This is a genomic window from Streptosporangium sp. NPDC023963 (genome assembly GCF_040639135.1).
In the GTDB taxonomy this organism is placed as follows: domain Bacteria; phylum Actinomycetota; class Actinomycetes; order Streptosporangiales; family Streptosporangiaceae; genus Streptosporangium.
Window position 1 is genome coordinate 241,548 of record NZ_JBEZZK010000002.1, and the last position, 26,039, is coordinate 267,586.

Consider the following 26,039-nt stretch of genomic DNA (forward strand, 5'->3'; position numbering starts at 1 on the left):
AGACGACGAGGACGCGAGAGAAGTGGCCACCACGACCGCTCTTGACCTGGCCAAGGTCCGTAACATCGGGATCATGGCCCACATCGACGCGGGCAAGACCACGACGACCGAGCGCATCCTGTTCTACACCGGTATCAACTACAAGATCGGTGAGGTCCACGAGGGCGCAGCCACGATGGACTGGATGGAGCAGGAGCAGGAGCGTGGTATCACCATCACCTCCGCTGCCACGACCTGCGAATGGCTCGGCCACACGATCAACATCATCGACACGCCGGGCCACGTGGACTTCACGATCGAGGTGGAGCGTTCGCTCCGCGTCCTCGACGGTGCCGTCGCCGTGTTCGACGGCGTCGCCGGTGTCGAGCCGCAGTCCGAGACGGTGTGGCGTCAGGCCGACCGTTACGAAGTGCCCAGGATCTGCTTCGTCAACAAGATGGACCGGGTCGGCGCGGAGTTCCACCGCTGCGTCGACATGATGATCAGCCGCCTGAACGCGACCCCCGCCGTCATCCAGCTTCCCTGGGGCGTCGAGGCCGACTTCAAGGGCGTCATCGACCTGGTCAAGATGAAGGGCCTGCTCTGGAGCGCCGAGGCGGCCAAGGGCGAGATGTACGAGACCGTCGACATCCCGGCCGAGCACGCCGAGATCGCTCGCGAGTGGCGTGACAAGCTCGTCGAGACGGTCTCCGAGAACGACGACGAGCTGATGGAGCTCTTCCTGGAGGGCGTCGAGCCCACCGAGGAGCAGCTGGTCGCGGCCATCCGCCGCGCCACGCTGGCCAGCGCCATCAACCCGGTCCTGACCGGCACCGCGTTCAAGAACAAGGGCGTCCAGCCCCTGCTCGACGCGATCGTCGCCTACCTCCCCGCCCCGATCGACATCCCGGCCTTCAAGGGCCACGCGGTCGGCAAGGAGGAGGAGGTCATCGAGCGTCACGCCGACGTCAACGAGCCCTTCTCCGCGCTCGCCTTCAAGATCATGAGCGACCAGCACCTGGGCCGTCTCACCTACATCCGCATCTACTCGGGCACGCTCGAGACCGGCACCGCCGTGGTCAACTCGGTGAAGGGCCGCAAGGAGCGGATCGGCAAGATCTACCAGATGCACGCCAACAAGCGCGAAGAGCGCCCGTCGGCCGTCGCGGGTCAGATCGTCGCCGTCATGGGCCTGAAGGACACCACCACCGGTGACACCCTGTCGGACCCGGCTCACCCCGTGGTCCTGGAGTCGATGAACTTCCCGGCGCCGGTCATCAGCGTCGCCATCGAGCCCAAGACCAAGGGTGACCAGGAGAAGCTGGGCACCGCGATCCAGCGTCTGGCCGAGGAGGACCCGTCCTTCCAGGTCCGTCGTGACGACGAGACCGGGCAGACGGTCATCTGGGGTATGGGCGAGCTCCACCTGGAGATCCTCGTCGACCGGATGCGCCGCGAGTTCAAGGTCGAGGCCAACATCGGCCGGCCTCAGGTGGCCTACCGGGAGACCATCCGCCGCAAGGTGGAGAAGGTCGACTACGTCCACAAGAAGCAGACCGGTGGTTCCGGCCAGTTCGCCAAGGTCATCATCGACATTGAGCCGCTGGGCGAGGGCAACGACGGTTACGAGTTCGCGAACAAGGTCTCCGGTGGCCGCATCCCGAGGGAGTACATCCCCTCGGTCGACGCGGGCGCCCAGGAGGCGGCCGAGTTCGGTGTTCTCGCCGGATACCCCATGGTCGGGGTCAAGGTCACCCTGCAGGACGGTGCCTACCACGAGGTGGACTCGTCCGAAATGGCCTTCAAGATCGCTGGCTCGATGGCCTTCAAGGAGGCCGCGCGCAAGGCGGACGCCGTAATCCTGGAGCCGATGATGGCCGTCGAGGTCACCACGCCCGAGGACTACATGGGTGACGTCATCGGTGACCTCAACGGTCGCCGCGGGCAGATCCAGGCGATGGACGAGCGCTCCGGCGCCCGGATCGTCAAGGCGCTCGTGCCGCTCTCTGAGATGTTCGGCTACGTGGGAGACCTCCGTAGCAAGACGCAGGGACGCGCGAGCTACAGCATGCAGTTCGACTCCTACGCGGAAGTGCCTGCGCACATCGCCAAGGAGATCGTCGCGAAGGTGCGGGGCGAGTAGCTCAGCACCGTTCCGAGTGCGGGAGGCGAGGAGATCGTCGCCCCGCTACCGGAGGGGTGCGGGGCGAGATACCTCTCGCCGGCCGGTTCCGAGAGGAACCGGCCTCCCCAAGCCCGAATATGAAGACGCAAGTCACGTCAGAATCTCTAAGGAGAGAGCAGTGGCCAAGGCCAAGTTCGAGCGGACCAAGCCGCACGTAAACATCGGCACCATTGGGCACATCGACCACGGCAAGACCACTCTGACCGCGGCGATCACCAAGGTGCTCCACGAGCGTTTCCCGAACCTCAACGAGGCGACCCCGTTCGACAAGATCGACAAGGCGCCCGAGGAGAAGGCTCGTGGTATCACGATCTCCATCGCGCACGTCGAGTACCAGACCGAGAAGCGCCACTACGCCCACGTGGACTGCCCCGGTCACGCCGACTACGTGAAGAACATGATCACCGGCGCGGCTCAGATGGACGGTGCGATCCTCGTGGTCGCCGCCACCGACGGTCCGATGCCGCAGACGAAGGAGCACGTCCTCCTGGCCCGCCAGGTCGGCGTCCCCTACATCGTCGTGGCCCTCAACAAGTCCGACATGGTGGACGACGAGGAGATCCTGGAGCTCGTCGAGCTCGAGGTCCGCGAGCTTCTCTCGGCCCAGGAGTTCCCCGGCGACGACCTGCCGGTCGTCCGCGTCTCGGCGCTGAAGGCGCTCGAGGGCGACGCCAAGTGGGGCGACTCGATCATCGAGCTCATGACCGCCGTGGACGAGAACGTCCCCGAGCCGACCCGTGAGACCGAGAAGCCGTTCCTGATGCCGATCGAGGACGTCTTCTCGATCACCGGTCGTGGCACGGTCGTCACCGGCCGTATCGAGCGTGGCATCGTCAAGGTCAACGAGACTGTCGACATCATCGGCATCAAGGAGACCAAGACCACCACCACGGTCACCGGTGTCGAGATGTTCCGCAAGCTCCTCGACGAGGGCCAGGCGGGCGACAACGTCGGTCTGCTCCTCCGTGGCATCAAGCGCGAGGACGTCGAGCGCGGCCAGTGCATCATCAAGCCGGGCACGACCACCCCGCACACCGAGTTCGAGGCCCAGGTCTACATCCTGAGCAAGGACGAGGGCGGCCGCCACACCCCGTTCTTCAACAACTACCGCCCGCAGTTCTACTTCCGTACGACCGACGTGACCGGCGTGGTGAACCTCCCCGAGGGCACCGAGATGGTCATGCCCGGCGACAACACGGAGATGAACGTCGCGCTGATCCAGCCCATCGCGATGGAGGACGGTCTCAAGTTCGCCATCCGTGAGGGTGGCCGCACCGTCGGTGCGGGTCGAGTGACGAAGATCATCAAGTAGTACGATCGCGGAGTGGCGGTCGGCCCTCGACGCAGGGCCGACCGCCTCCCCACGAGGGGACCGCGCCGCAGGGCGCGGACCCCGGCAGGACCCCACGAACCGTGATCTCGCAGTTGGTTCGGCCGAAGGATGACCGAACTAATTGCCAGATCACGGAAGAAAGCGCGGACTCACAGCGTCTGCTACGTGGGGCATGTGCGGAGAACGCCGCCCCAGGGCGAGACGTGCTCCGGCACGACGTGGCGGGACCGTCCCGGACGGACCCGGCCATGACACAGCGGCAACAGGCCGCACGTAACTTTTTCAGACGACAGTGAAGGACACCGAGGCCATTATGGCGGGACAGAAGATCCGCATTCGGCTCAAGGCCTATGACCACGAGGTCATCGACGTCTCGGCCAAGAAGATCGTCGAGACGGTGACAAGGACTGGCGCCAAGGTCGCGGGCCCGGTGCCGCTGCCGACCGAGAAGAACGTGTACTGCGTCATCCGCTCGCCGCACAAGTACAAGGACAGCCGCGAGCACTTTGAGATGCGCACGCACAAGCGGCTGATTGACATCATCGACCCGACGCCGAAGACGGTCGACTCGCTCATGCGACTCGACCTTCCCGCCGGCGTTGACATCTCGATCAAGCTCTGAGGGAACGCACTGACATGGCTAACAAGATCAAGGGCGTCCTGGGCAAGAAGCTCGGCATGACCCAGGTCTTCGACGCGGACAACCGGATGGTCCCGGTGACCGTCGTCGAGGCTGGCCCGTGCGTCGTGACCCGCGTCCGCACCGCCGAGAAGGACGGCTACACCGCCGTCCAGCTGGGCTTCGGCCAGGTCGACCCGCGGAAGGTCAACAAGCCGCTCGGCGACTACCTGCGCAAGCACGACATCACCCCGCGCCGTTACTTCGCGGAGATCCGCACCGACGACGCGAGCGACTACACCCTGGGCCAGGAGCTCCTCGCCGACACCTTCGAGGCCGGCCAGTTCGTCGACGTGACGGGCAAGAGCAAGGGCAAGGGTTTCGCGGGTGTCATGAAGCGCCACGGCTTCAAGGGCCTCGGCGCCTCGCACGGTACGCAGCGCAAGCACCGCTCGCCCGGTTCCATCGGTGGCTGCGCCACCCCCGGCCGCGTCTTCAAGGGCGTGCGCATGGCGGGCCGGATGGGCAACGTCCGCACGACCGTCCAGAGCCTCAAGGTCCACGCCGTGGACGCCGAGAAGGGCCTCATCCTGATCAAGGGTGCGATCCCCGGCGCCAACGGCAGCCTGGTCCTGGTCCGCACCGCCGCCAAGAAGGGGGCTGCCAAGTGAGCACCATTGACGTCCTCGACGTACGCGGTGAGAAGGCCGGCACCGTCGACCTGCCGGAGGACATCTTCGGCACGAAGGTCAACATCCCGCTGATCCACCAGGTCGTCGTGGCCCAGCTCGCCGCTCGCCGGCAGGGCACCCACAAGGCGAAGACCCGCGGTGAGGTCCGAGGCGGCGGCAAGAAGCCGTACCGCCAGAAGGGCACCGGCCGCGCCCGCCAGGGTTCGACCCGCGCCCCGCAGTTCACCGGCGGTGGCACCGTCCACGGCCCGGTTCCGCGGGACTACTCGCAGAAGACTCCCAAGAAGATGAAGGCCGCCGCCCTGCGCGGGGCCCTGTCCGACCGGGCGACCGGCGGCCGCGTTCACGTGGTCAGCGGTCTGGTCGAGGGGGAGACCCCGAAGACCAAGGCGGCTCTCGAGTCGCTTCGCAGGCTCACCAAGGCCCGCAGCGTCCTGGTCGTCGTCGACGAGGGTGACGAGCTCAGCTGGCTGAGCCTGCGCAACGCTCCCGAGGTCCACCTTCTGGACGCCGGGCAGCTCAACACCTACGACGTGCTCTGCTACGACGACGTCGTCTTCACTCAGGACGCGTACGACCAGATCGTGGCGCGTCTGAGCAAGAGCGGGAAGGAAGACGCCTGATGGAGAAGATCGCCGACCCGCGCGACATCATCATCAAGCCGGTTGTCTCCGAGAAGAGCTACGGCCTGATCGACGAGCACAACAAGTACACGTTCCTGGTGCGGAAGACGGCCAACAAGACGCAGGTCAAGATCGCCGTTGAGAAGATCTTCGGTGTCAAGGTCGCCAGCGTCAACACCATCAACCGCCAGGGCAAGCGGAAGCGGACCAGGTTCGGCTACGGCCAGCGCCCGGCCACCAAGCGAGCCATCGTCAGCCTGGTCGAGGGCGACCGGATTGACATCTTCGGCCAGATCGGCTGACGCGCTCGCTCAGTAAGTACAGGGAGAAAGCCCCTCGCCGCCTGGTGAGGGGCATTCGACCGGATTAACCGACGAAGGATGAACGAAAAAGATGGGCATCCGTAAACTCAAGCCGACGACCCCGGGTCGCCGCGGCGCCAGCGTCTCGGACTTTGCCGAGATCACGCGCAGCACGCCCGAGAAGTCGCTGCTTGCACCCCTGCACAGCAAGGGTGGCCGTAACGTCCACGGCCGAGTCACCACCCGTCACCAGGGTGGTGGCCACAAGCGCGCCTACCGGATCATCGATTTCCGGCGTCACGACAAGGACGGGATCCCGGCCAAGGTCGCTCACATCGAGTACGACCCGAACCGCACGTCCCGCATCGCGCTGCTGCACTACGCCGACGGGGAGAAGCGCTACATCCTCTGCCCCACCGGCCTCAAGCAGGGCGACAACATCGAGAACGGCCCCACGGCCGACATCAAGCCGGGCAACTGCCTCCCGCTGCGCAACATCCCGACCGGTACCTTCATCCACGCGGTGGAGCTCCGTCCGGGCGGTGGCGCCAAGCTGGGCCGGTCCGCCGGCGCGCAGATCCAGCTCCTCGCCAAGGAGGGCCAGTACGCCACGCTGCGTATGCCCTCCGGTGAGATGCGCCAGGTCGACGTCCGCTGCCGGGCCTCGATCGGCCAGGTCGGCAACGCCGAGCAGGCCAACATCAACTGGGGCAAGGCCGGCCGTATGCGGTGGAAGGGCAAGCGCCCCACCGTTCGCGGTGTCGCGATGAACCCGGTCGACCACCCGCACGGTGGTGGTGAGGGTAAGACCTCCGGCGGTCGTCACCCCGTCAACCCCAAGGGCAAGCCCGAGGGACGTACCCGTGCGGCGAACAAGGCCAGCGACCGGCTGATCATCCGCCGTCGTACCAAGCGGAAGAAGCGGTAGGAGCAGCCAAAATGCCACGTAGCCTTAAGAAGGGTCCCTTCGTGGACGACCACCTTCAGAAGAAGGTGGATGTCCAGAACGAGAAGGGCACCAAAAACGTCATCAAGACGTGGTCGCGGCGCTCCATGATCGTGCCCGACATGCTTGGTCACACGATCGCCGTTCACGACGGCCGTAAGCACGTCCCGGTGTTCGTCACCGAGTCGATGATCGGCCACAAGCTCGGTGAGTTCGCTCCCACGCGAACCTTCCGCAGCCACGTCAAGGAAGACCGCCGCAGCCGGCGATAAGCGCCTCAGGACGAGGACGTCAAGCCTCACCGGGCGAAACGGACTCGACCAAAACGAAGGGTAAGAGGAGTAAGCGATGGAAGCCAGGGCTCAGGCGCGGTTCGCGCGCCACACGCCCATGAAGGCCCGCCGTGTGGTGGACCTCATTCGCGGGCTGCCCGCTTCGGAGGCGCAGGCCGTGCTGCAGTTCGCTCCCCAGTCGGCGAGCGAGACCGTGTACAAGGTGCTCTCGAGCGCCATTGCCAACGCGGAGCACAACTTCAAGCTCGACCGTGACACGCTCTTCGTGAGCCGTGCCTGGGTCGACGAGGGCCCGACGCTGAAGCGGTTTCGTCCCCGTGCTCAGGGTCGTGCCTATCGGATCAACAAGCGGACCAGCCACATCACCGTGATCGTGGAGTCCCGCGAGCCGAAGGGGAGGACCCGCTAGTGGGTCAGAAGGTTAACCCGCACGGGTTCCGCCTCGGCATCACGACCGACTTCAAGAGCCGGTGGTATGCCGACAAGCTCTACAAGTCGTACGTTGCCGAGGATGTGGCGATCCGCCGCATGCTCAAGAAGGGCATGGAGCGGGCCGGCATCTCCAAGGTGGAGATCGAGCGGACCACCGACCGGGTACAGGTCGACATTCACACCGCCCGTCCGGGCATCGTCATCGGCCGCCGCGGCGCCGAGGCGGACCGGATCCGCGGTGACCTCGAGAAGCTGACCAAGAAGCAGGTCCAGCTGAACATCCTCGAGGTCAAGAACCCTGAGATCGACGCTCAGCTCGTCGCCCAGGGTGTGGCCGAGCAGCTGTCCAGCCGTGTCTCGTTCCGCCGTGCCATGCGCAAGGCGATGCAGTCGGCGATGAAGAGCGGCGCCAAGGGCATCCGGGTGCAGTGCTCCGGTCGTCTCGGCGGCGCCGAGATGTCCCGTTCGGAGTTCTACCGCGAGGGCCGCGTGCCCCTGCACACCCTCCGCGCGGACATCGACTACGGCCTGTACGAGGCCCGTACCACCTTCGGCCGCATCGGCGTGAAGGTGTGGATCTACAAGGGTGAGGCTCCGACCAGCCGCGCCGAGCGCGAGGCGGCCGCCGCCGGTGCTCGTGCCGGCCAGCGTCGTGACCGCGACGACCGTCGTGGCCCCGGTGCCGGTGGCGGCGACCGTCCCCGTCGTGGCGGCGGCGCCGGTGGCGCCCGTCGTGGCGCCGGTGCCGGCCGTGGCGACCGCGCCTCCGCCCCCAGGAACGAGGCGGCCTCGCAGGCTGCCCCCGAGACCGGCCCGGCTGCGCAGCCGGGTGCTGAAGGGAGCTGACCATGCTGATCCCGCGCAGGGTCAAGCACCGCAAGCAGCACCGGCCCGACCGTCACGGAGCCGCCAAGGGTGGCACCAGGGTCGTGTTCGGCGAGTTCGGCATTCAGGCGATTGAGCACTCCTACGTGACCAACCGCCAGATCGAGTCGGCTCGTATCGCGATGACCCGTCACATCAAGCGTGGCGGAAAGGTCTGGATCAACATCTATCCGGACCGCCCCCTCACGAAGAAGCCCGCCGAGACCCGCATGGGTTCCGGTAAGGGTTCGCCGGAGTGGTGGATCGCCAACGTCAAGCCCGGCCGCATCATGTTCGAGCTTTCGGGTGTCGCCGAGCCGGTGGCTCGCGAAGCCCTGCGTCGTGCGATGCACAAGCTGCCGATGAAGTGCCGGTTCGTCAAGCGTGAAGTGGGTGAGGCGTGATGGCTAAGGGCCTGACCGCCGGTGAGCTGCGGGTGGAAGACCAGGACACCCTGGTCACGAAGCTGAAGGAAGCCAAGGAGGAGCTGTTCAACCTCCGCTTCCAGGCAGCGACCGGCCAGTTGGAGAGCCACGGGCGGTTGCGTGCCGTCCGCCGCGAGATCGCCCGTATCTACACCGTGATGCGCGAGCGGGAGCTCGGAATCGTCACGGTAGAGAAGGAGTCGATCGATGGCTGAGGCCACGGAAACCACGACCGAGACGCGGAACTACCGCAAGACCCGTGAGGGTCTGGTCGTCAGTGACAAGATGGACAAGACTGTCGTGGTCGCTGTCGAGGACCGCGTCAAGCACCCCCTGTACGGCAAGGTCATCCGTAGGACGACCAAGTACAAGGCGCACGACGAGGCCAACACCTGCGGTGTCGGCGACCGTGTCCTCCTGATGGAGACCCGGCCGCTGTCCGCCAGCAAGCGCTGGCGGGTCATCGAGATCCTCGAGAAGGCCAAGTAGGCAACGCGCCTCGTGGGGGGTGACACCGTCACCCCCCACGACGGCGTCCAAGGGGGCGAAGCGATCTTCGCCCCGCCTGCGGTGGCGGTCCTGAGAAGGGCTGTCGCCGGGGGAAAAAGACCCATCAGGTTCCGCAAGGCTCACCCACGGGTGAGAACCAGCGAGACAAACAGGAGTTCAAGTGATCCAGCAGGAGTCGCGGCTCAAGGTCGCCGACAACACCGGTGCGAAGGAAGTCCTTTGCATCCGTGTGCTCGGTGGCTCGGGCCGGCGCTACGCGGGAATCGGTGACATCATCGTCGCCACGGTCAAGGACGCCATCCCCGGCGGCACCGTGAAGAAGGGCGATGTGGTCAAGGCCGTCATCGTCCGCACTGTCAAGGAGCGCCGCCGTCCCGACGGTTCCTACATCCGCTTCGACGAGAACGCCGCCGTCATCATCAAGGACAGTGGCGACCCCCGGGGCACCCGCATCTTCGGTCCCGTCGGACGTGAGCTGCGTGACAAGAAGTTCATGCGGATCATCTCGCTCGCGCCGGAGGTGTTGTAATGCCGAAGCTTCATGTGAAGAAGGGTGACCTCGTCCTGGTCATCGCCGGCAAGGACAAGGGTGCCAAGGGCCGTGTGATCGCCGCCCACCCGCGCGACGAGCGTGTGGTGGTCGAGGGCGTCAACCTGGTCAAGAAGCACGCCAAGGAGACCAACCAGGGTCCGCGCGGCGCCAAGACCGGTGGCGTGCAGACCATGGAGGCTCCCATCCACGTGAGCAACGTCAAGAAGCTCAAGGATGAGAAGCCTGCCAAGGACGACAAGCCCGCCAAGAAGGAGTCGGCCAAGGCCGCTTCCGAGGAGACGGGTGAGGACAACTGATGACCGCGAACACCACCGAGACCGGACAGCGGGCCCTCCCGCGCCTCAAGCAGCGCTACCGCGAAGAGATCATCGCGAAGCTGAACGAGCAGTTCGAGTTCGAGAACATCATGCTGGTGCCCACCATCACCAAGATCAAGGTGAACATGGGCGTCGGCGAGGCCGCGCGTGACTCGAAGCTCATCGAAGGCGCCGTCCGCGACCTCACCGTGATCACCGGCCAGAAGCCGGCGGTCGTCCGCGCCCGCAAGTCCATCGCCCAGTTCAAGCTGCGCGAGGGCATGCCGATCGGCGCGCACGTCACGCTTCGCGGTGACCGCATGTGGGAGTTCCTCGACCGGCTGCTCTCGCTGGCGCTGCCCCGCATCCGTGACTTCCGCGGTCTGTCGCCCAAGCAGTTCGACGGCAACGGGAACTACACCTTCGGTCTCACCGAGCAGGTCATGTTCCACGAGATCGACCAGGACAAGGTCGACCGCCAGCGTGGTATGGACATCACGGTCGTGACCACCGCTAAGACCGACGACCAGGGCCGGGCGCTGCTGAAGCAGCTCGGATTCCCGTTCAAGGAGGCCTGATCATGGCGAAGACGTCGCTCAAGGTCAAGGCTGCTCGTAAGGCCAAGTTCGAGGTCCGGGCGTACACTCGGTGCTCGCGCTGTGGTCGTCCCCGCGCCGTCTACAGGAAGTTCGGCCTGTGCCGCATCTGCTTCCGCGAGATGGCGCACCGGGGCGAGCTGCCCGGCATCACCAAGTCGAGCTGGTAGCCCTCCGCGCGGCCCCGTGAGCGATCACGGGCCCGCGCGAGGCACCGGCCGCACATAGAAGTCGTATTCACCGGGCGCCGCCTACAGGCGCCCATGACCGCACCGTAGGTCCCCTGTGGAAACCGCGGTGAGGAAGGCCACCGGCCATGACGATGACGGACCCGATCGCAGACATGCTGACGCGTCTGCGAAACGCGAACTCGGCGTACCACGACAGTGTGGCGATGCCGTACTCGAAGATCAAGGCGCACATCGCCGAGATCCTCCAGCAGGAGGGTTACATCCAGTCCTGGAGCGTCGAAGACGCCAAGGTCGGAAAGAACCTCGTGGTGGAGCTGAAGTTCGGGCCGACCCGTGAGCGGTCCCTCGCGGGCCTGCGCCGGGTTTCCAAGCCCGGCCTGCGGGTTTATGCAAAGAAGGACAACCTGCCCCGAGTCCTGGGCGGACTGGGCGTCGCGATCATCTCGACGTCCGGCGGTCTCATGACGGACAAGCAGGCCGGCAAGCGTGGAGTGGGCGGGGAAGTCCTCGCCTTCGTTTGGTAGAGGGGAGAACGAACAGCATGTCAAGAATCGGACGGCTGCCCATCCCCGTACCGAACGGAGTGGACGTCGCCATCGACGGCCGGGACGTCACGGTCAAGGGTCCCAAGGGCACGCTTTCACACACGGTCGCGGAGCCCATCGCGATCGCCAAGGGTGACGACGGCAACCTGAACGTCACCCGCCCCAACGACGAGAACAAGGTCCGTGCGCTGCACGGCCTGTCCCGCACCCTGGTCGCCAACATGGTGACCGGTGTTACCCAGGGTTACTCGAAGACCCTGGAGATCGTGGGCGTCGGTTACCGCGTGCAGGCCAAGAGCCCGACTCAGCTCGAGTTCGCTCTCGGCTTCAGCCACCCGGTGATCGTCGACGCCCCCGAGGGTGTCACCTTCCGCGTCGAGAGGCCGACGCTGTTCCACGTGGACGGCATCGACAAGCAGAAGGTCGGCGAGATCGCCGCGAACATCCGCAAGCTGCGCAAGCCCGACCCGTACAAGGGCAAGGGCGTGCGCTACCAGGGTGAAGTTATCCGCCGCAAGGTCGGAAAGGCTGGTAAGTAGGCATGGCTGGCAAGACTGCGTTCGGCAAGCACACGGCCGCCCGCGCCGTCTCGCGGGCCCGCCGCCACGGCCGAGTCCGCAAGAAGGTGGCCGGTACGGCCACGCGTCCGCGCCTGGTCGTCAACCGCTCCACGAAGCACCTCTTCGTGCAGATCGTCGACGACACCCAGGGCCACACGCTGGTGAGCGCGTCCACCATGGACGCCTCCCTGCGCTCGGCGGAGGGCGCCAAGACCGACAAGGCCAAGCAGGTCGGCGAGCTTCTCGCTCAGCGGGCCAAGGCAGCCGGGATCACCGCGGTCGTGTTCGACCGGGGTGGCAACCGCTACGCGGGCCGCATCGCGGCGCTGGCAGACAGCGCACGCGAAGGCGGACTGGAGTTCTGATGACTCCGTCCCAGGATCGCAATCCAGGATCGCACCCGATGGCCCGTCTTACGAATGAGAAGAGGAACCACTAATGGCTGGAGCTCCGCGTCGCGGTGGCGCCGCCGGTGGCGAGCGGCGTGACGGTCGTCGTGACGATCGCCGCGGTGGAAACGCTGACAAGGGCGTCTCGTACATCGAGCGCGTTGTGAAGATCAACCGAGTGGCCAAGGTCGTGAAGGGTGGTCGTCGCTTCAGCTTCACCGCCCTCGTCATCGTCGGTGACGGCAACGGCATGGTCGGCGTCGGCTACGGCAAGGCCAAGGAAGTGCCCGCGGCGATCGCCAAGGGTGTCGAAGAGGCCAAGAAGCACTTCTTCAAGGTGCCCCGCATCCAGGGCACCATCCCGCACATCGTGCAGGGTGAAGAGGCCGCGGGCGTCGTCTTCCTGCGTCCGGCCTCGCCCGGTACCGGCGTCATCGCCGGTGGCCCGGTGCGCGCCGTGCTGGAGTGCGCCGGTATCCACGACGTGCTGTCCAAGTCGCTCGGCTCGGACAACCCGATCAACATCGTGCACGCCACGGTGGCGGCCCTGAAGGGCCTCAGCCGCCCCGAGGAGATCGCGGCCCGCCGTGGTCTCCCGATCGAGGACGTCGCCCCCAAGCGGATGCTCAAGGCTCGCGCCGAGGGTCTCGCGGAGGCCGCGGCCGCGAAGGCGGTGAGCTAGTCCATGGCACGCCTGAAGATTACCCAGGTCCGTTCCAAGATCGGTGGCAAGCAGAACCAGCGTGACTCGCTGCGCTCGCTCGGTCTGAAGCGAATCGGCGACGTCGTTGTCAAGGAGGACCGCCCGGAGATCCGCGGCATGGTCACCGTGGTGACGCACCTCGTCACCGTGGAAGAGGTCGACTAGACATGGCAGAGAACACTCCGCTCCGCATCCACCACCTGCGTCCGGCCCCCGGCGCCAACAAGTCGAAGGTCCGCAAGGGCCGCGGCGAGGCGTCCAAGGGCAAGACGGCGGGTCGTGGTACCAAGGGCACGAGGGCCAGGAACAAGGTCCCGCTCGGCTTCGAGGGTGGCCAGGTTCCGCTGCAGCGGCGCCTCCCCAAGTTCAAGGGCTTCTCCAACGCCCTGTTCAAGACGACCTACCAGGTCGTCAACCTTGACAGGCTCGGCGAGCTGTTCCCCGACGGCGGCGACGTCACCGTCGACACGCTCGTCGCCAAGGGCGCGGTTCGCAAGAACCAGCTCGTCAAGGTTCTGGGAACCGGTGACATCTCCGTGGCGTTGAACGTGGAGGCGCACGCCTTCTCGGCCAAGGCCAAGGACAAGATCGCCGCTGCCGGGGGCTCCGTCTCCGAGCTGTAGGCGTTATCATCACGCGGCGCGGGGGCTCGTAATGGGCTCCCGCGCCCGTAGTGCGTTAGAGTTCGCTGGACAGTGGGCCTCGACTCATTTCCTTGGGCTCATTGACTGGATATGGCAAAGATGGAACACCCCCGCACCATCGCTGACCGACCTCGCCTTTCAGGCGCGCAGGAGGGACCGTGCTGACCGCATTTACCCGAGCGTTCCGTACGCCGGACCTGCGTAAGAAGTTGCTCTTCACTTTGGGCATCATCGCGCTGTTCCGACTTGGGTCGGTCCTGCCGACTCCGGGTGTGCATACCGAGAACATCAGCCGTTGTCTCACCCAGGCGCAGGCGGGGGACGCGGGCAACATCTACGGAATGGTGCAGCTGTTCAGCGGCGGCGCCCTTCTGAAACTTTCAGTTTTCGCCCTCGGCATCATGCCGTACATCACCGCGAGCATCATTCTTCAGCTGCTCGTCGTGGTCATCCCGCGCCTGGAAGCCCTCAAGAAGGAGGGACAGGCCGGACAGACCAAGATCACGCAGTACACCCGTTACCTGACGGTCGGCCTGGCCGTGCTGCAGTCGACCGCCTTCGTGGCCCTGGCCCGCAGCGGCCAGCTGTTCCCGCAGTGTCGCGAGGAGATCCTCCTCGACAAGGACAACGTCTTCGCCATCGTCACGATGGTGCTGACCATGACGGCCGGCACCGCCGTCGTCATGTGGCTGGGCGAGCTGGTCACCGACCGCGGCATCGGCAACGGCATGTCCATCCTGATCTTCACGCAGGTCATCGCGGTCTTCCCGTCCGAGCTGCTGAACATCGCCCGCCAGAAGGGCGCCTTCGTCTTCGCCGTGGTCATCGTCGTCGGTATCGCGATGATCGCCCTGGTCGTGATGGTGGAGCAGGCGCAGCGCCGGATCCCGGTGCAGTACGCCAAGCGCATGGTCGGCCGCAGGATGTACGGCGGGACGTCGACCTACATCCCGCTGAAGGTCAACCAGGCCGGCATCATCCCGGTCATCTTCGCCTCCTCGCTGCTCTACCTTCCGCAGCTGATCACGACGCTCTTCTCGAACACCCAGGAGGAGCCGCACCCGATCATCCAGTGGATCTCGCAGGAGTTCGGCGGCGGCGGGACCACCCCGACGTACATGATCACCTTCTTCCTGCTTATCGTCTTCTTCACGTACTTCTACGTGTCGATTACCTTCAACCCCGTTGAAGTCGCCGACAACATGAAGAAGTACGGTGGGTTCATCCCGGGCATCCGCCCGGGTCGCCCGACGGCTGAGTACTTGAACTACGTGCTCACGCGACTCACCGCTCCCGGCGCGCTGTATCTGGGCCTGATCTCCATGGTGCCGATCGTCGCGCTGGCGCTCGTCGGCGCGAGTCAGAACTTCCCGTTCGGAGGGACGAGCATTCTGATCATGGTTGGTGTCGGCCTCGACACCGTGAAGCAGATCGAGAGCCAGCTGCAGCAGCGCAACTATGAAGGCTTCCTGAAGTAGTGCGCCTCGTCCTGGTCGGGCCCCCCGGAGCGGGTAAGGGGACACAGGCCCAGTTCGTCGCATCGAACCTGTCGATCCCGAAGATTTCGACAGGTGACATCTTCCGCGCCAACGTCTCGGGCGGCACGGAGCTCGGCAAGATTGCCAAGGAATACATGGACCGCGGCGACCTCGTGCCCGACGAGGTCACCATCGCGATGGTCCGCGACCGCCTCGCCGAGAAGGACGCGCAGGACGGTTTCCTGCTCGACGGCTTCCCCAGGAACGTGCCCCAGGCCGAGATCCTGAAGAAGATCCTCGCCGAGTTCGAGGTCGGTCTGGACATCGTCCTGGAGCTCGTGGTCGATGACGAGGAGGTCGTCCGCAGGCTCGCGGGACGCCGGACCTGCAGCCAGTGCGGTCGCATCTGGCATGTCGACTTCGATGACAAGAAGGACGACGTCTGCGACGCCTGCAACGGCCGGCTGTACCAGCGGGACGACGACAAGGAGGCGACCGTCAGGCACCGCCTGGAGGTCTACCAGGAGCAGACCGCTCCCCTGGTCTCCTTCTACGCCGACGAGGGGATCCTGGTCGGCGTGGACGCCACCGGTCCGGTGGAAGAGGTCACCCAGCGCGCGATGGAGGCTCTGAACCCCTTCATCGGCTAGCGAAGCGATAGCACCGAGCACGCCACCCATGGGTTTCTCATGGGTGGCGTGCTGTCATTTAGGGCAGAATCGGGGGAATTGGGCTCCCGGACCGCCCGTTGAACCACCCCAGGGGGTGTGCACGTGTTCAAGAAGAACAAGCATGGAATCCAGATCAAGACGCCCGAGCAGGTGGAGAAGATGCGGGCGGCGGGCCTCGTGGTCGGCCGTACCCTGCAGCTCCTGCGGGAGAGCGTCCAGCCGGGCATGACGCCCCTGGACCTGGACGCGATCGCGGAGAAGGCCATCAGGGACGAGGGGGCGATCCCCTCCTTCAAGGGCTACCAGGGCTTCCCCGCGACGATCTGCGCCTCGGTCAACCACGAGGTCGTCCACGGCATCCCGGGTGACCGCCGCCCGCTGAAGGAGGGCGACATCATCTCGATCGACTGTGGCGCCATCCTGGACGGCTGGCACGGCGACTCGGCCATCACGGTCCCGATCGGCGAGGTGGATCCCAAGCTGACCGAGCTGATGCGGGTCACCGAGGAGGCCATGTGGCGGGGCATCGCCGCGCTCACCGTGGGCCGCCATCTGTCCGACATCGGGCACGAGGTGGAAAAGTACGTCCGTTCCCAGGGGCGCTACGGCATCCCGCAGGAGTACGGCGGCCACGGCATCGGCACCGAGATGCACATGGACCCGTGGGTGGCCAACCACGGCAAGCCCGGCCGGGGCCCGAAGTTCGAGCCGGGCATGTGCTTCGCCGTCGAGCCGATGGTCAACCTCGGGACGGACCGGACCAAGGTGCTGGCCGACGACTGGACCGTGGTCACGATCGACGGAAAGGTCTCCGCACACTTCGAACACAGCGTTGCCGTGACACATAATGGACCTTGGGTATTGACCGCCCTTGACGGGGGGAAAGAGCGGCTTGCCGACCTGTTGGGAGACGCGGGCTGATTCGTGCCCGCCGGCGAGCGGATGTGGTTGACATGGCGGCTGGTCCGGAGATGCGAGCCTCCGACGGAGATCGCGACAAGGTCGCCTCGGTCCTGAGGGAGCACTACGCCCAGGGCCGACTGACCACGGAGGAGTTCGACGAGCGCCTCGAACAGCTCTACACCAGCAAGACGTACGGCGAGCTCGCCGTCCTCACCTCCGACCTTCCCGACGTCGACCTGCGCCGCCTCCCCGAGGCCCCTTCCCGGGCCCCTGAGCGCGTCAAGGCGAGCAGCGTGAAGGGCGCGCAGGACAAGGGTCTGGCGGCCGCCTGGTCCGTCTGGGCGATGGCCAGCGGCATCAACTGGATGATCTGGCTCATCGTCGGGGCGACCGGCGACGACTTCCCGTACCCGTGGCCCCTGTGGGTCATGGGCCCGTGGGGCGTGGTGTTGCTGGTGACGACGATCGCCACGGTCCTGGGGCGGGGAAGGAACCCGTAATAGTGCACGCTGGGCGTTGAGTGTGCATTCCTCCGCAGAAGGAGGGATTGAATCTTCATAACGTGAGCGGTGTCCGGACAGCCGGACCCCGGTTCACAGGAGGAAGATTCGATGAGCAAGATCCGTACAGCCCTGGTCGGAGCGGCGCTGGCAGGTTCGCTGGCCGCGGGTGTCCTCGCCGCCCCGTCGGCGATGGCCTCGGCCTCGCAGGCACCGGCCGGGTCCGCCGTCGCGGTCCAGGAGGCGCAGACGTCGAGCAAGCACTTCTTCGGCCCCTACTACTCGGGCTTCGGCGGTGGCGAGAGCTTCGGCAAGCGCTCCTACTTCAAGGGCTACTGGACCAGCAGCGGCGGCCGCTACTGGTTCTACGGCAACCTGTTCGACCGCGACCGCGACCGCCAGCGCAGCTACGTGTGGTTCAAGTGGCACGACAAGTTCGGCTCGCACAGCAAGGTGTTCAGCACCTTCGGCAACTCCGGCTTCAACAAGTTCGGCGGGTTCAAGAAGAGCAACGGCTTCGACGACTTCAAGATCCGGGTCTGCGAGGGCGGCAACAAGTTCGACGACTGCGGCCGCTGGGGTGACGCCTTCTGATCCCTCCCCACGCCTTCCGGGGGGACGGTCCGAGTGGTCAAGGTCATCCGGTGGGGGCGGGGGCCCTTCGGCGGGACGTTGGCCGAGAGGTGTTGATCAAAGGGTGTTGGTCGAGAAGCGTCGGCCGAGAGAAGTCGATCGGGAAACGTTGATCGATAAGGTTGGTCGAGCAAGCCCCCCGGCGCCGGGTCGCCGGGGGGCTTTCCGGTGCCCGGGGTTTTCCGGTGCCAGGGGTTCCCCGGTGCCGAGGGGCGACGGGACGACGGAGCGACGGGGACGCTCATGCGGGCTCCCTGCCCCGGGGGTCCTGCCGGATGGTCTTGACGGAGGCGATCACCCGGATGGAGCCCCGCCGCGCGGACCGGGGCGGACGGGAACAGGCCGGGAGCGGACTGGGAGCGGGCCGGTGGTGCACAGGGGGAGGGCCGGGGTTGACGGGGAACGGCCGGGAGCGGGACGGCGGCGTATCGGGGGAGGGTCAGGGCGGACGGGGAACGGGCCGGCGGCGGACCAGGAGCGGGGAGTGGACGCCGGGATGCTGGCCTGACCTGGCCGGACATGCCACAATGGGCGGACGAGTATTCGCGCGTCGAGCCGTGCCGTCCGTCCCGCTCGGGATCTGCGGTATCCTTTGTAGCGGTTGTGTCAAGGTACCGGCCGTGTGTTTCGCATTTCCTCGCCCGGTGCCGTACACTCCTTCTTCGGTTCACTATGACCATTGCGCATCGGCGGTTTCGCAACCGCCGCTCTCATCGAAGCGCTGGGTCGCGGCTGCTTAGTGTTCCGAAGCCTCAGACGACCGATCAGTGAAACGCGAGGGACATGGCCAAGAAAGACGGCGCCATCGAGATCGAGGGCACTGTGGTTGAGTCGCTCCCGAACGCGATGTTCCGGGTGCAACTCGACAACGGCCATAAGGTCCTGGCCCACATCAGCGGGCGGATGCGGATGCACTACATCCGGATCCTTCCTGACGACAGGGTTGTCGTCGAACTGAGCCCCTACGACCTCAGTCGTGGGCGGATCGTCTACCGATACAAGTAAGCGCGTCTGAGGGACGAATAGGACTATGAAGGTCAAGCCGAGCGTCAAGAAGATCTGTGACAAGTGCAAGGTGATTCGCCGGCACGGTCGCGTCATGGTGATCTGCGACAACCTGCGCCACAAGCAGCGTCAGGGCTAGTCGCTCCAACAAGGCCCCGTGAGAGTCCGCTCCTAAGAGGCGGACTCGATCCATGTGGGGCTTTCACGTAATCGTGTCTCACACCTGCGTCGGCGGCTCGCGCCGTACCCCGCAGGAGACCCCCGGTCGGAGGCCGGGGCCCTCACCCCGGGCATGGGGAGGGGAAGTGAGGCGCAGGACCTCCGCCATAACGAAGGAGAATGCCCGACCATGGCTCGCCTGGTTGGTGTAGACCTCCCCCGCGACAAGCGGCTGGAGATCGCTCTCACCTACATTTTCGGAATCGGCCGCACTCGTGCGCTCGAAACCCTTCAGGCCACCGGCGTCAACGGCGACCTGCGGGTTCACCAGCTGACCGACGAAGAGCTGGTGCCGCTGCGCGACTACATCGAGGCGAACTACAAGATCGAGGGTGACCTCCGTCGCGAAGTTCAGGCCGACATCCGTCGCAAGATCGAGATTCAGTGCTACCAGGGCATTCGGCACCGCCGTGGCCTTCCCGTGCACGGTCAGCGCACGCAGACCAACGCACGCACCCGTAAGGGCAAGAAGAAGACCGTGGCCGGCAAGAAGAAGCCCGGTAAGAAGTAGTCCGCGTAGCCGCAGGACCGAAGACCTCAGGAGTGAAGGCAAAGAATGCCTCCTAAGAGCCGCCAGGGTGCACCCAAGAAGGTGCGCCGCAAGGAAAAGAAGAACGTCGCTCACGGGCACGCCCACATCAAGAGCACGTTCAACAACACGATCGTCTCGATCACCGACCCGAGTGGGAACGTGATCTCCTGGGCCAGCGCCGGCCACGTCGGGTTCAAGGGCTCCCGTAAGTCCACCCCGTTCGCGGCGCAGATGGCCGCGGAGAACGCCGCCCGCCGCGCCATGGAGCACGGCATGCGCAAGGTCGATGTCTTCGTCAAGGGCCCCGGCTCCGGCCGTGAGACCGCGATCCGGTCGCTGCAGGCGACCGGCCTCGAGGTCGGGTCCATCCAGGACGTCACCCCCGTGCCGCATAACGGCTGCCGTCCGCCCAAGCGCCGTCGCGTCTGACGCCCAGGAGAAGATAGAAAATGGCTCGTTACACGGGTGCGGACTGCAAGCTCTGCCGCAGGGAGAAGACCAAGCTCTTCCTCAAGGGCAAGAAGTGCGAGTCCGCGAAGTGCCCCATCGAGATCCGTCCTTACCCGCCGGGTGAGCACGGCCGCGGCCGTCCCAAGGAGTCTGAGTACCAGCTCCAGCTTCGTGAGAAGCAGAAGACCCGCCGCATCTACGGCGTCCTCGAGAAGCAGTTCCACAACTACTACGAGGAAGCCAACCGCAAGACCGGCAAGACCGGCGAGAACCTCCTCCAGATCCTGGAGAGCCGTCTCGACAACGTGGTCTACCGCGCCGGTTTCGCGGAGTCGCGCGACGCCGCCCGCCAGCAGGTCCGTCACGGCCACATCCTGGTGAACGGCAAGAAGGTCGACATCCCGTCGTACCGCGTGCGCGAGCACGACATCGTCGAGGTCCGCGAGAAGTCGCGCAACCTCCTGCCTTACGAGGTGGCCCGCGCCACCGCCGGTGACAAGACGTACCCGGCGTGGCTGGGCGTCGTCCCGGACGCGCTGCGCGTCCTGGTCCACCAGCTCCCGGTCCGTCAGCAGATTGACACCCAGGTCCAGGAGCAGCTGATCGTCGAGCTCTACTCCAAGTAGCGGCTCTTCAGGTGCCGTGCGGCGATTCGCCGTACGGCACCTATGCTGTTGTTCGAGCGGCGTCAAATAGCGGGCGCCGCCATGCAAGGGAGATCTCACCATGCTGATCGCTCAGCGTCCCTCCCTCCTTGAGGAGTCCCTCGAGGAGACCCGGTCCAAGTTCATCATCGAGCCGCTGGAGCCGGGTTTCGGCTACACCATCGGCAACTCGCTGCGCCGCACGCTGCTGTCGTCCATCCCGGGCGCGGCCGTGACCAGCATCCGCATCGAGGGTGTGCTGCACGAGTTCACCACCGTGCCGGGCGTCAAGGAGGATGTCACCGACATCATCCTGAACCTCAAGGACCTGGTCGTCTCCTCCGAGCACGACGAGCCCGTGGTGATGTACCTGCGCAAGCAGGGCCCCGGTGACGTCACCGCCGCCGACATCGCGCCCCCGGCCGGTGTCGAGGTGCACAACCCCGAGCTGCGCATCGCCACCCTGAACGGCAAGGCGAAGCTGGAGATGGAGCTGACCGTCGAGCGCGGTCGCGGCTACGTCTCCGCCGCGCAGAACAAGCAGCCGGGCCAGGAGATCGGCCGCATCCCGATCGACTCCATCTACTCCCCGGTGCTCAAGGTCACCTACAAGGTCGAGGCGACCCGAGTCGAGCAGCGCACCGACTTCGACCGTCTGATCCTGGACGTCGAGACCAAGCCGTGCATGAAGCCCCGCGACGCGGTGGCCTCCGCCGGTAAGACCCTCGTCGAGCTGTTCGGTCTCGCCCGCGAGCTGAACGTCGAGGCCGAGGGCATCGACATCGGCCCGTCGCCGACGGACGCGGCCCTCGCCGCCGACCTGGCGCTGCCGATCGAGGAGCTGAACCTCACGGTCCGCTCCTACAACTGCCTCAAGCGCGAGGGCATCCACACCGTGGGTGAGCTCGTGGCCCGCAGCGAGCAGGACCTTCTCGACATAAGGAACTTCGGTGCCAAGTCCATCGAAGAGGTCAAGCAGAAGCTGCACGAGATGACGCTCGCGCTCAAGGACTCCCCGCCCGGGTTCGACCCGAGCGCGGTGGCCGGCGGCGGCTACGACGACGACGACAGCGCCTACGTCGAGACCGAGCAGTACTGAGTTCCGGGACGTCCCACGGCGTCACGCCTCACGGCGTCTCGCGGGCGTCCCGCGACACCGGGTGACCCTCGTCACCTCCGGTGTCACCGAGTTTCACGATGACGGGGGCCCTCCGGCCCCCGGCCCGACCCCGGTACCTCGTACGGCCGGGGCGGGTTTACTCCCAAGGAGAACGTTATGCCTAGGCCCACCAAGGGTGCCCGTCTCGGCGGCAGCCCGGCCCACGAGCGGCTGATCCTGGCGAACCTCGCCACCCAGCTGTTCCAGCACGGCCGGATCAAGACCACCGAGGCCAAGGCGAAGCGTCTGCGTCCGGTGGCGGAGAAGCTGATCACCAAGGCGAAGAAGGGCGACATGCACAACCGTCGCCAGGTGCTGACGATCGTCAAGGACAAGAGCGTCGTCCACCACCTCTTCACCGAGATCGCCCCGACCTTCGCCGAGCGTCCCGGCGGCTACACCCGGATCACCAAGATCGGCCTCCGCAAGGGCGACGCCGCCCCCATGGCCGTGATCGAGCTGGTGTCCGAGCCGCTGAACGCGGTCAAGGTCGGCCAGACCCCGGCCGCCGCCCAGGCCACCGCGCCCAAGGCGGAGGAGACCAAGGAGGCCGAGGTCGAGGAGACCAAGGCCGACGAGGCCAAGGCCGAGACCACCGAGGAGACGAAGGCCTCCGAGGAGACGACCGAGGCTCCCGCCGAGGAGACCGAGGCCAAGAAGGACAACGCCTGATCTCTCAGGCCCCGTGAACGGGCCCGGCACCTCCTCAGCGGGGGCGCCGGGCCCTTTCCGTTCTCCAGGCGGTCTCCCGGAAGGTCTCCGGACGCTCTCCCGGGAATGCCCGGGAGGCCCGGGGGCCACGTGAACACGTGAGCCCGTGAGAGTTCCAGAAAGGAACCATCGTGGTACGGCTGAGGCTGGATCTCGCCTATGACGGCACCGACTTCTCCGGCTGGGCCAAGCAGCCCGGGCGGCGGACGGTCCAGGGGGAGATCGAGGAGGCGCTCGGCAGGATCCTGCGGCTCGCCGAGCCCCCGGCGCTGACCGTGGCCGGGCGGACCGACGCGGGCGTGCACGCCCGCGGTCAGGTGGCCCACGTCGACCTGGACCCCGGAGCGCTCGGCGCGCTGGACGGCCGCGGCCGCCGGGGGGCGGCCGAGGGCGAGGGCCCGGAGCCGGGATCCGCGGCGGAGCTCGCCGAGAGGCTCTCTGCCATGCGCAGGAGGCTCGCCGGGGTCCTGCCGCCCGATGTGCGTGTGCGTCTCGTCACGGTGGCTCCTGAGGGCTTCGACGCGCGGTTCTCGGCGCTGTCGAGGCGGTACGCCTACCGGATCTCCGACGCCCCGGGCGGGGTCGACCCGCTCCGGCGCCGCGAGGTCGTCTGGTACAACAGGCCCCTCGACGTGGACAGGCTGAACGAGGCCGCCGCCGCGCTCCTCGGCGAGCACGACTTCGCCGCGTTCTGCAAGAAACGCGAGGGCGCGACCACGATCCGCGAGCTCCAGCGGCTCGACTGGGCCCGCGAGGACGGGCTCGTCGTCGCGACGGTGACGGCCGACGCGTTCTGCCACTCCATGGTCCGGGCGCTGGTCGGATCGCTGTTGCCCGTCGGCGAGGGGCGGCTCCCGGTCGACTGGCCGGGCGGGGTGCTGGCGAGGGCCGTACGGGACTCGGGGGTGCACGTCGCGCCCGCGCACGGGCTCTGCCTGGAGGAGGTGCGCTATCCCGGCGCCGAGGAGCTCGCCCGGCGGGCCGCGGAGACCCGCCGGGTGCGGACGCTCAGCTCGTGACGCGGCGCTCCACGACCTTCGCGGTCTGGTCGCGGAAGGCGCCGCTGACCTTGCCCAGGCCCTTCTCCTTGGCGGTCGGCGTGTGCCCGTCGCTGAAGGTGGCGTAGCTGAACACGATGTAGCGGCCCCACACCATCCCGGCCGCGTAGCCGCCCGCGATGTGCACCCGCTCGCCGCCCGTGCCGGCGGCCGAGGGCAGGCCGCGGAACCAGAGGTTGCTGCCGAGGTTCTTGGCCTTGTCGGCCGCGACCGCGGACTCGCGGGTGGGCAGCACGGCGATCCCCGTGGTCACGGCGTACCGCCGCTTGCTGTCCACGTACGTCGCCCGCAGCACCCGGCGGCACTCCTGGTTGCGCAGGGTGCCGGCGAATTTGCCGGACGCGGCCTTGTGGCACTGCTCGGTGACGTCGGTCTTGACCCTGGTGAACGTCGTCCCGGCCACGGACACCTTCTTGCCGAAGGCGGCGGCCACGGTCATCGTGCCCGGGTCGGTCTTCTCGGAGTTGAGCATCGTGGTGTTGATCGGCTCCGGCTCGCCGGTGATGTCCAGGTCGTCGGTGGGGTCGAGGGTTCCGGAGCTGGGAATCGGGTCCGTCGCGTTCGCCGACTGCTTGGCGCTGAACGACTGGTAGGCGAAGAAGGCGCCGGTGCCGATGCCGACCACCACGACCGCGACCACGGCCGCGATCAGCGTCGTGCTCGCCCTGCTGCGGGCCGGCGCGGGGGGAGGGGGCGGGGGCTCGGGGGTGAACGCCGAGAGCGGGGTGAACGCCCCGCGCGTCGTCGCCGGTCCGGACCCGAGGACCGCCGTCGGCTCGCCCGCCGGCGCGGAGGTCGCCGGCGGGGGCGGGAGGACCGGGAACGGCGGGGCGACGCCGGTGACGACGGGGATGCCGCCCGGCGGGGTCGCCTGGTCCGAGGAGGGGAAGGGCTGCGCGGCCTCCGGGCCGGGATCGGCGGCCTGGGACGGTGTCCGGTCGCGGGCGGCCTGGTCGAGGGGAGGCGCGGGCACCGGCGAGACCGGCTCCGGTCCCGGCCGTGCGGCGGGCTGGGTGACGGGCTGTGCCACGGGCGCGGATGTGGGGGACGTAGGGGGCACAACCGCCGGAGCGGGACCGGAAAGGACGGGAGGGGTCTCGTCCGGCGGGCCGGCCGGTGAGGGCGCGGGAGCCTGCTGAGGGGAGCCCTGCGGGGGCGCGGGAGCCTGCTGAGGGGAGCCCTGCGGAGGCGCGGAAGCCTGCTGAGGGGGGAACTGCGGGGCGGGCGGGTCCTGCCGGGGTGCGAGGCCGGGGCCGTCGTCCAGGAGGTCTCCCCGCTCGGGATGCCCCGGCGCGACGGGCCCGGTGGCGCGGACGTCGACCGTGGTGTCGCCGCTCTCACCCGGCTCCTGACGGGGGGCGGCGTCCGGCGGCCACACGGCGACGTCGCCGGGCTCTCCCGGGCGGGCGGCGCTCTCCTCGGGGTCGGTCCACACCGGCTCGCCGGTCGCGGCGGGCCAGGGGGCCTCCTGCCCGGACGAGGGCCAGACCTGCATGCCCGCGGCCGCGGCCGTGAAGGCGGGCGGCGGCTGCCAGGGCGGTGCGCCCGGCACGATGGGCGCGGTGGACAGCGGCTGGTCGCTTCGCGGCGCGGAATCCCCGTGCTCGTGGGGCCCGCCCTCGCCGATCCCGCCGGGCCGCGAAGGGGCGGCCGGTTCCGTCGGCCAGGCGGGTGAGGTGGCCTCGTCCCGGAGCGGGGGCGGCCAGGCCGGGGAGTTCGTGTCCGGGGTGGGGGCGCCGGGCCAGGACGGGCCCGAGGGGTCGCCCTGGGCCGGTGGGGCCGGCCAGGCGGGAGGGGAGGGCTCCGGGGGCGTGGGGGAGTCGATCCACGCCGGAGGGGCCGGCGGGACCGGATTGGGCCGGGAGAACTCCGACCAGGTGGGGCCCGAGGGAGCGGGCGGGAACCCGGGCCGCGGACCTGAGAGCTCGGAGGGGAGATCCGGCCGAGCGCTCCCCGAGGGGCCGGGCGGGAACCCGGGCCCGGCGGGATCGGAGGAGGACCCGGGCCGCGGGGGGCCGGAGGGTTCCGGGGAAGGGAGCGGCTCCGGCCGCGGCGCGGCGTGCGAGGGGCCGGGCCAGGGGGCGGGCGGGTCGGCCTCCGGCTGGGCGTACCAGTCGTAGGGGGTCCCGTCGCCGGGGACCGTCCATGGCTGAGCCGCCCCGGGGGTCACCTCCGGCCACGCCGGAGGGCTGTGGGGCTGCTCGTCACCTGTGAGATCGGTCCGCAGCACGTGGGGCGAGGGCTGGCCGAAACTCGGCGGCGGCGTCGCCGGTGCTGCCGAACCCTCGGCTTCACGTTGGTGCTCGGACCCGGATTCCTGGCCACGCATACGACGCAGCCTAGCGACAGCCGGAGATCGTCATGCGGGTATGGCCGTATCGTCTGCCGGATTCATG

Annotated in this window: 37 protein-coding genes; 36 read left to right on the plus strand and 1 reads right to left on the minus strand. The window is 67.4% G+C overall.

The window, feature by feature from the left end; genetic code table 11:
• Positions 1-22: 22 nt before the first annotated feature.
• The 36 genes from fusA to truA all read left to right on the plus strand — a co-directional run bounded on the left by fusA (position 23) and on the right by truA (position 23,604).
• Positions 23-2,122, plus strand: a complete 2,100-nt coding sequence (fusA, locus tag AB0F88_RS07215; protein ID WP_362678399.1) for an elongation factor G — start codon at positions 23-25, stop codon at positions 2,120-2,122.
• A 160-nt stretch (positions 2,123-2,282) separates the two neighbouring features.
• Positions 2,283-3,476: an elongation factor Tu gene (tuf, locus tag AB0F88_RS07220; protein WP_344913796.1), complete on the plus strand. Its 1,194-nt coding sequence runs from the start codon at positions 2,283-2,285 to the stop codon at positions 3,474-3,476.
• A 334-nt stretch (positions 3,477-3,810) separates the two neighbouring features.
• Complete coding sequence (rpsJ, locus tag AB0F88_RS07225) at positions 3,811-4,119, plus strand: 30S ribosomal protein S10 (protein WP_030912931.1); 309 nt, start codon at positions 3,811-3,813, stop codon at positions 4,117-4,119.
• Positions 4,120-4,133: 14 nt separating this feature from the next.
• Positions 4,134-4,787: a 50S ribosomal protein L3 gene (gene rplC, locus AB0F88_RS07230; RefSeq protein ID WP_329089937.1), complete on the plus strand. Its 654-nt coding sequence runs from the start codon at positions 4,134-4,136 to the stop codon at positions 4,785-4,787.
• Complete coding sequence (gene rplD, locus AB0F88_RS07235; protein WP_344746698.1) at positions 4,784-5,431, plus strand: 50S ribosomal protein L4; 648 nt, start codon at positions 4,784-4,786, stop codon at positions 5,429-5,431. Before rplC ends, rplD begins: the two co-directional genes overlap by 4 nt.
• Positions 5,431-5,733, plus strand: coding sequence for a 50S ribosomal protein L23 (gene rplW / locus AB0F88_RS07240; protein WP_030912923.1), 303 nt, complete (start codon positions 5,431-5,433; stop codon positions 5,731-5,733). Before rplD ends, rplW begins: the two co-directional genes overlap by 1 nt.
• A 91-nt stretch (positions 5,734-5,824) precedes the next feature.
• Complete coding sequence (gene rplB / locus AB0F88_RS07245) at positions 5,825-6,661, plus strand: 50S ribosomal protein L2 (RefSeq protein ID WP_329089941.1); 837 nt, start codon at positions 5,825-5,827, stop codon at positions 6,659-6,661.
• Between the two features lie 11 nt (positions 6,662-6,672).
• Entirely contained in the window at positions 6,673-6,951 is a 279-nt protein-coding gene (gene rpsS, locus AB0F88_RS07250; RefSeq protein WP_012887835.1) for a 30S ribosomal protein S19, read from the plus strand.
• Positions 6,952-7,027: 76 nt separating this feature from the next.
• A complete protein-coding gene (gene rplV, locus AB0F88_RS07255) occupies positions 7,028-7,381 on the plus strand; it encodes a 50S ribosomal protein L22 (protein WP_030912916.1) in 354 nt (117 codons plus the stop codon).
• Positions 7,381-8,250 (plus strand): 30S ribosomal protein S3, encoded by an 870-nt coding sequence (gene rpsC / locus AB0F88_RS07260; RefSeq protein ID WP_344746699.1) that lies wholly within the window; start codon positions 7,381-7,383, stop codon positions 8,248-8,250. Before rplV ends, rpsC begins: the two co-directional genes overlap by 1 nt.
• A gap of 2 nt (positions 8,251-8,252) precedes the next feature.
• The gene (rplP, locus tag AB0F88_RS07265) at positions 8,253-8,672 is read left to right on the plus strand and encodes a 50S ribosomal protein L16 (RefSeq protein WP_030912912.1); all 420 of its coding nucleotides are present in this window, start codon (positions 8,253-8,255) and stop codon (positions 8,670-8,672) included.
• Positions 8,672-8,908, plus strand: coding sequence for a 50S ribosomal protein L29 (rpmC, locus tag AB0F88_RS07270; RefSeq protein ID WP_030912909.1), 237 nt, complete (start codon positions 8,672-8,674; stop codon positions 8,906-8,908). Before rplP ends, rpmC begins: the two co-directional genes overlap by 1 nt.
• Positions 8,901-9,182: a 30S ribosomal protein S17 gene (gene rpsQ / locus AB0F88_RS07275; RefSeq protein ID WP_326635528.1), complete on the plus strand. Its 282-nt coding sequence runs from the start codon at positions 8,901-8,903 to the stop codon at positions 9,180-9,182. Before rpmC ends, rpsQ begins: the two co-directional genes overlap by 8 nt.
• Positions 9,183-9,363: 181 nt before the next feature.
• The gene (rplN, locus tag AB0F88_RS07280) at positions 9,364-9,732 is read left to right on the plus strand and encodes a 50S ribosomal protein L14 (RefSeq protein WP_012887841.1); all 369 of its coding nucleotides are present in this window, start codon (positions 9,364-9,366) and stop codon (positions 9,730-9,732) included.
• Positions 9,732-10,052: a 50S ribosomal protein L24 gene (gene rplX, locus AB0F88_RS07285; protein ID WP_362678404.1), complete on the plus strand. Its 321-nt coding sequence runs from the start codon at positions 9,732-9,734 to the stop codon at positions 10,050-10,052. Before rplN ends, rplX begins: the two co-directional genes overlap by 1 nt.
• The gene (gene rplE / locus AB0F88_RS07290; RefSeq protein ID WP_329089947.1) at positions 10,052-10,630 is read left to right on the plus strand and encodes a 50S ribosomal protein L5; all 579 of its coding nucleotides are present in this window, start codon (positions 10,052-10,054) and stop codon (positions 10,628-10,630) included. Before rplX ends, rplE begins: the two co-directional genes overlap by 1 nt.
• A gap of 2 nt (positions 10,631-10,632) precedes the next feature.
• Positions 10,633-10,818, plus strand: coding sequence for a type Z 30S ribosomal protein S14 (locus AB0F88_RS07295; RefSeq protein WP_012887844.1), 186 nt, complete (start codon positions 10,633-10,635; stop codon positions 10,816-10,818).
• A gap of 146 nt (positions 10,819-10,964) precedes the next feature.
• Positions 10,965-11,363 carry a 30S ribosomal protein S8 gene (rpsH, locus tag AB0F88_RS07300; RefSeq protein ID WP_329089949.1) on the plus strand — a complete coding sequence of 133 codons (399 nt, stop codon included), beginning with the start codon at positions 10,965-10,967 and terminating at the stop codon, positions 11,361-11,363.
• A gap of 17 nt (positions 11,364-11,380) precedes the next feature.
• Positions 11,381-11,923, plus strand: a complete 543-nt coding sequence (rplF, locus tag AB0F88_RS07305; protein ID WP_344746701.1) for a 50S ribosomal protein L6 — start codon at positions 11,381-11,383, stop codon at positions 11,921-11,923.
• A gap of 2 nt (positions 11,924-11,925) precedes the next feature.
• Positions 11,926-12,309, plus strand: a complete 384-nt coding sequence (gene rplR, locus AB0F88_RS07310) for a 50S ribosomal protein L18 (protein ID WP_344913778.1) — start codon at positions 11,926-11,928, stop codon at positions 12,307-12,309.
• Between the two features lie 73 nt (positions 12,310-12,382).
• Positions 12,383-13,015, plus strand: a complete 633-nt coding sequence (rpsE, locus tag AB0F88_RS07315) for a 30S ribosomal protein S5 (protein ID WP_329089955.1) — start codon at positions 12,383-12,385, stop codon at positions 13,013-13,015.
• A gap of 3 nt (positions 13,016-13,018) precedes the next feature.
• The gene (rpmD, locus tag AB0F88_RS07320; protein ID WP_012887849.1) at positions 13,019-13,201 is read left to right on the plus strand and encodes a 50S ribosomal protein L30; all 183 of its coding nucleotides are present in this window, start codon (positions 13,019-13,021) and stop codon (positions 13,199-13,201) included.
• 2 nt (positions 13,202-13,203) lie between these two features.
• Positions 13,204-13,659, plus strand: a complete 456-nt coding sequence (gene rplO / locus AB0F88_RS07325; protein WP_362678406.1) for a 50S ribosomal protein L15 — start codon at positions 13,204-13,206, stop codon at positions 13,657-13,659.
• Positions 13,660-13,838: 179 nt separating this feature from the next.
• Complete coding sequence (gene secY, locus AB0F88_RS07330) at positions 13,839-15,158, plus strand: preprotein translocase subunit SecY (protein WP_362678408.1); 1,320 nt, start codon at positions 13,839-13,841, stop codon at positions 15,156-15,158.
• On the plus strand, positions 15,158-15,808 hold the full coding sequence (locus AB0F88_RS07335; protein WP_362678410.1) for an adenylate kinase: 651 nt from the start codon (positions 15,158-15,160) through the stop codon (positions 15,806-15,808). Before secY ends, AB0F88_RS07335 begins: the two co-directional genes overlap by 1 nt.
• A 123-nt stretch (positions 15,809-15,931) precedes the next feature.
• Positions 15,932-16,750: a type I methionyl aminopeptidase gene (gene map, locus AB0F88_RS07340; protein WP_362678412.1), complete on the plus strand. Its 819-nt coding sequence runs from the start codon at positions 15,932-15,934 to the stop codon at positions 16,748-16,750.
• A gap of 32 nt (positions 16,751-16,782) precedes the next feature.
• Positions 16,783-17,232, plus strand: a complete 450-nt coding sequence (locus AB0F88_RS07345; RefSeq protein WP_362678414.1) for a DUF1707 domain-containing protein — start codon at positions 16,783-16,785, stop codon at positions 17,230-17,232.
• 111 nt (positions 17,233-17,343) lie between these two features.
• Positions 17,344-17,826: a hypothetical protein gene (locus AB0F88_RS07350; RefSeq protein ID WP_362678416.1), complete on the plus strand. Its 483-nt coding sequence runs from the start codon at positions 17,344-17,346 to the stop codon at positions 17,824-17,826.
• An 822-nt stretch (positions 17,827-18,648) separates the two neighbouring features.
• Positions 18,649-18,870, plus strand: coding sequence for a translation initiation factor IF-1 (infA, locus tag AB0F88_RS07355; RefSeq protein ID WP_012887858.1), 222 nt, complete (start codon positions 18,649-18,651; stop codon positions 18,868-18,870).
• A 25-nt stretch (positions 18,871-18,895) separates the two neighbouring features.
• Positions 18,896-19,009 carry a 50S ribosomal protein L36 gene (gene rpmJ / locus AB0F88_RS07360; RefSeq protein WP_003956441.1) on the plus strand — a complete coding sequence of 38 codons (114 nt, stop codon included), beginning with the start codon at positions 18,896-18,898 and terminating at the stop codon, positions 19,007-19,009.
• A gap of 210 nt (positions 19,010-19,219) precedes the next feature.
• The gene (gene rpsM, locus AB0F88_RS07365) at positions 19,220-19,600 is read left to right on the plus strand and encodes a 30S ribosomal protein S13 (protein WP_362678418.1); all 381 of its coding nucleotides are present in this window, start codon (positions 19,220-19,222) and stop codon (positions 19,598-19,600) included.
• Positions 19,601-19,645: 45 nt separating this feature from the next.
• The gene (gene rpsK, locus AB0F88_RS07370; protein ID WP_012887860.1) at positions 19,646-20,050 is read left to right on the plus strand and encodes a 30S ribosomal protein S11; all 405 of its coding nucleotides are present in this window, start codon (positions 19,646-19,648) and stop codon (positions 20,048-20,050) included.
• Positions 20,051-20,070: 20 nt separating this feature from the next.
• Positions 20,071-20,697 carry a 30S ribosomal protein S4 gene (gene rpsD, locus AB0F88_RS07375; RefSeq protein WP_030912875.1) on the plus strand — a complete coding sequence of 209 codons (627 nt, stop codon included), beginning with the start codon at positions 20,071-20,073 and terminating at the stop codon, positions 20,695-20,697.
• Positions 20,698-20,797: 100 nt separating this feature from the next.
• Positions 20,798-21,814 carry a DNA-directed RNA polymerase subunit alpha gene (locus AB0F88_RS07380; RefSeq protein WP_089210160.1) on the plus strand — a complete coding sequence of 339 codons (1,017 nt, stop codon included), beginning with the start codon at positions 20,798-20,800 and terminating at the stop codon, positions 21,812-21,814.
• Positions 21,815-21,991: 177 nt separating this feature from the next.
• Entirely contained in the window at positions 21,992-22,546 is a 555-nt protein-coding gene (gene rplQ, locus AB0F88_RS07385) for a 50S ribosomal protein L17 (RefSeq protein WP_362678421.1), read from the plus strand.
• Positions 22,547-22,716: 170 nt separating this feature from the next.
• Complete coding sequence (gene truA / locus AB0F88_RS07390; RefSeq protein ID WP_362678423.1) at positions 22,717-23,604, plus strand: tRNA pseudouridine(38-40) synthase TruA; 888 nt, start codon at positions 22,717-22,719, stop codon at positions 23,602-23,604.
• Here truA and AB0F88_RS07395 read toward each other — a convergent pair.
• Positions 23,594-25,972: a hypothetical protein gene (locus AB0F88_RS07395; protein ID WP_362678425.1), complete on the minus strand. Its 2,379-nt coding sequence runs from the start codon at positions 25,970-25,972 to the stop codon at positions 23,594-23,596. The two genes, truA and AB0F88_RS07395, sit on opposite strands and share 11 nt — an antisense overlap.
• Positions 25,973-26,039 lie beyond the last annotated feature (67 nt).

Bases quoted from the DNA above. Each gene is read 5' to 3' on its own strand.
- rplX (WP_362678404.1), top strand. From the start codon at position 9,732: ATGCCGAAGCTTCATGTGAAGAAGGGTGACCTCGTCCTGGTCATCGCC.
- AB0F88_RS07295 (WP_012887844.1), top strand. From the start codon at position 10,633: ATGGCGAAGACGTCGCTCAAGGTCAAGGCTGCTCGTAAGGCCAAGTTC.
- AB0F88_RS07395 (WP_362678425.1), bottom strand. From the start codon at position 25,972: ATGCGTGGCCAGGAATCCGGGTCCGAGCACCAACGTGAAGCCGAGGGT.
- rpmJ (WP_003956441.1), top strand. From the start codon at position 18,896: ATGAAGGTCAAGCCGAGCGTCAAGAAGATCTGTGACAAGTGCAAGGTG.
- rplR (WP_344913778.1), top strand. From the start codon at position 11,926: ATGGCTGGCAAGACTGCGTTCGGCAAGCACACGGCCGCCCGCGCCGTC.
- AB0F88_RS07350 (WP_362678416.1), top strand. From the start codon at position 17,344: ATGAGCAAGATCCGTACAGCCCTGGTCGGAGCGGCGCTGGCAGGTTCG.
- rplB (WP_329089941.1), top strand. From the start codon at position 5,825: ATGGGCATCCGTAAACTCAAGCCGACGACCCCGGGTCGCCGCGGCGCC.
- rplO (WP_362678406.1), top strand. From the start codon at position 13,204: ATGGCAGAGAACACTCCGCTCCGCATCCACCACCTGCGTCCGGCCCCC.
- rpsD (WP_030912875.1), top strand. From the start codon at position 20,071: ATGGCTCGTTACACGGGTGCGGACTGCAAGCTCTGCCGCAGGGAGAAG.
- rpmD (WP_012887849.1), top strand. From the start codon at position 13,019: ATGGCACGCCTGAAGATTACCCAGGTCCGTTCCAAGATCGGTGGCAAG.
- rpsE (WP_329089955.1), top strand. From the start codon at position 12,383: ATGGCTGGAGCTCCGCGTCGCGGTGGCGCCGCCGGTGGCGAGCGGCGT.
- infA (WP_012887858.1), top strand. From the start codon at position 18,649: ATGGCCAAGAAAGACGGCGCCATCGAGATCGAGGGCACTGTGGTTGAG.
- rpsK (WP_012887860.1), top strand. From the start codon at position 19,646: ATGCCTCCTAAGAGCCGCCAGGGTGCACCCAAGAAGGTGCGCCGCAAG.
- rpsS (WP_012887835.1), top strand. From the start codon at position 6,673: ATGCCACGTAGCCTTAAGAAGGGTCCCTTCGTGGACGACCACCTTCAG.
- rplW (WP_030912923.1), top strand. From the start codon at position 5,431: ATGGAGAAGATCGCCGACCCGCGCGACATCATCATCAAGCCGGTTGTC.
- AB0F88_RS07345 (WP_362678414.1), top strand. From the start codon at position 16,783: ATGGCGGCTGGTCCGGAGATGCGAGCCTCCGACGGAGATCGCGACAAG.
- rpsH (WP_329089949.1), top strand. From the start codon at position 10,965: ATGACGATGACGGACCCGATCGCAGACATGCTGACGCGTCTGCGAAAC.
- rplF (WP_344746701.1), top strand. From the start codon at position 11,381: ATGTCAAGAATCGGACGGCTGCCCATCCCCGTACCGAACGGAGTGGAC.
- rpsQ (WP_326635528.1), top strand. From the start codon at position 8,901: ATGGCTGAGGCCACGGAAACCACGACCGAGACGCGGAACTACCGCAAG.
- rplE (WP_329089947.1), top strand. From the start codon at position 10,052: ATGACCGCGAACACCACCGAGACCGGACAGCGGGCCCTCCCGCGCCTC.
- rplP (WP_030912912.1), top strand. From the start codon at position 8,253: ATGCTGATCCCGCGCAGGGTCAAGCACCGCAAGCAGCACCGGCCCGAC.
- rplC (WP_329089937.1), top strand. From the start codon at position 4,134: ATGGCTAACAAGATCAAGGGCGTCCTGGGCAAGAAGCTCGGCATGACC.
- rpsJ (WP_030912931.1), top strand. From the start codon at position 3,811: ATGGCGGGACAGAAGATCCGCATTCGGCTCAAGGCCTATGACCACGAG.
- AB0F88_RS07380 (WP_089210160.1), top strand. From the start codon at position 20,798: ATGCTGATCGCTCAGCGTCCCTCCCTCCTTGAGGAGTCCCTCGAGGAG.
- rpsM (WP_362678418.1), top strand. From the start codon at position 19,220: ATGGCTCGCCTGGTTGGTGTAGACCTCCCCCGCGACAAGCGGCTGGAG.
- rplQ (WP_362678421.1), top strand. From the start codon at position 21,992: ATGCCTAGGCCCACCAAGGGTGCCCGTCTCGGCGGCAGCCCGGCCCAC.
- rpmC (WP_030912909.1), top strand. From the start codon at position 8,672: ATGGCTAAGGGCCTGACCGCCGGTGAGCTGCGGGTGGAAGACCAGGAC.
- rplV (WP_030912916.1), top strand. From the start codon at position 7,028: ATGGAAGCCAGGGCTCAGGCGCGGTTCGCGCGCCACACGCCCATGAAG.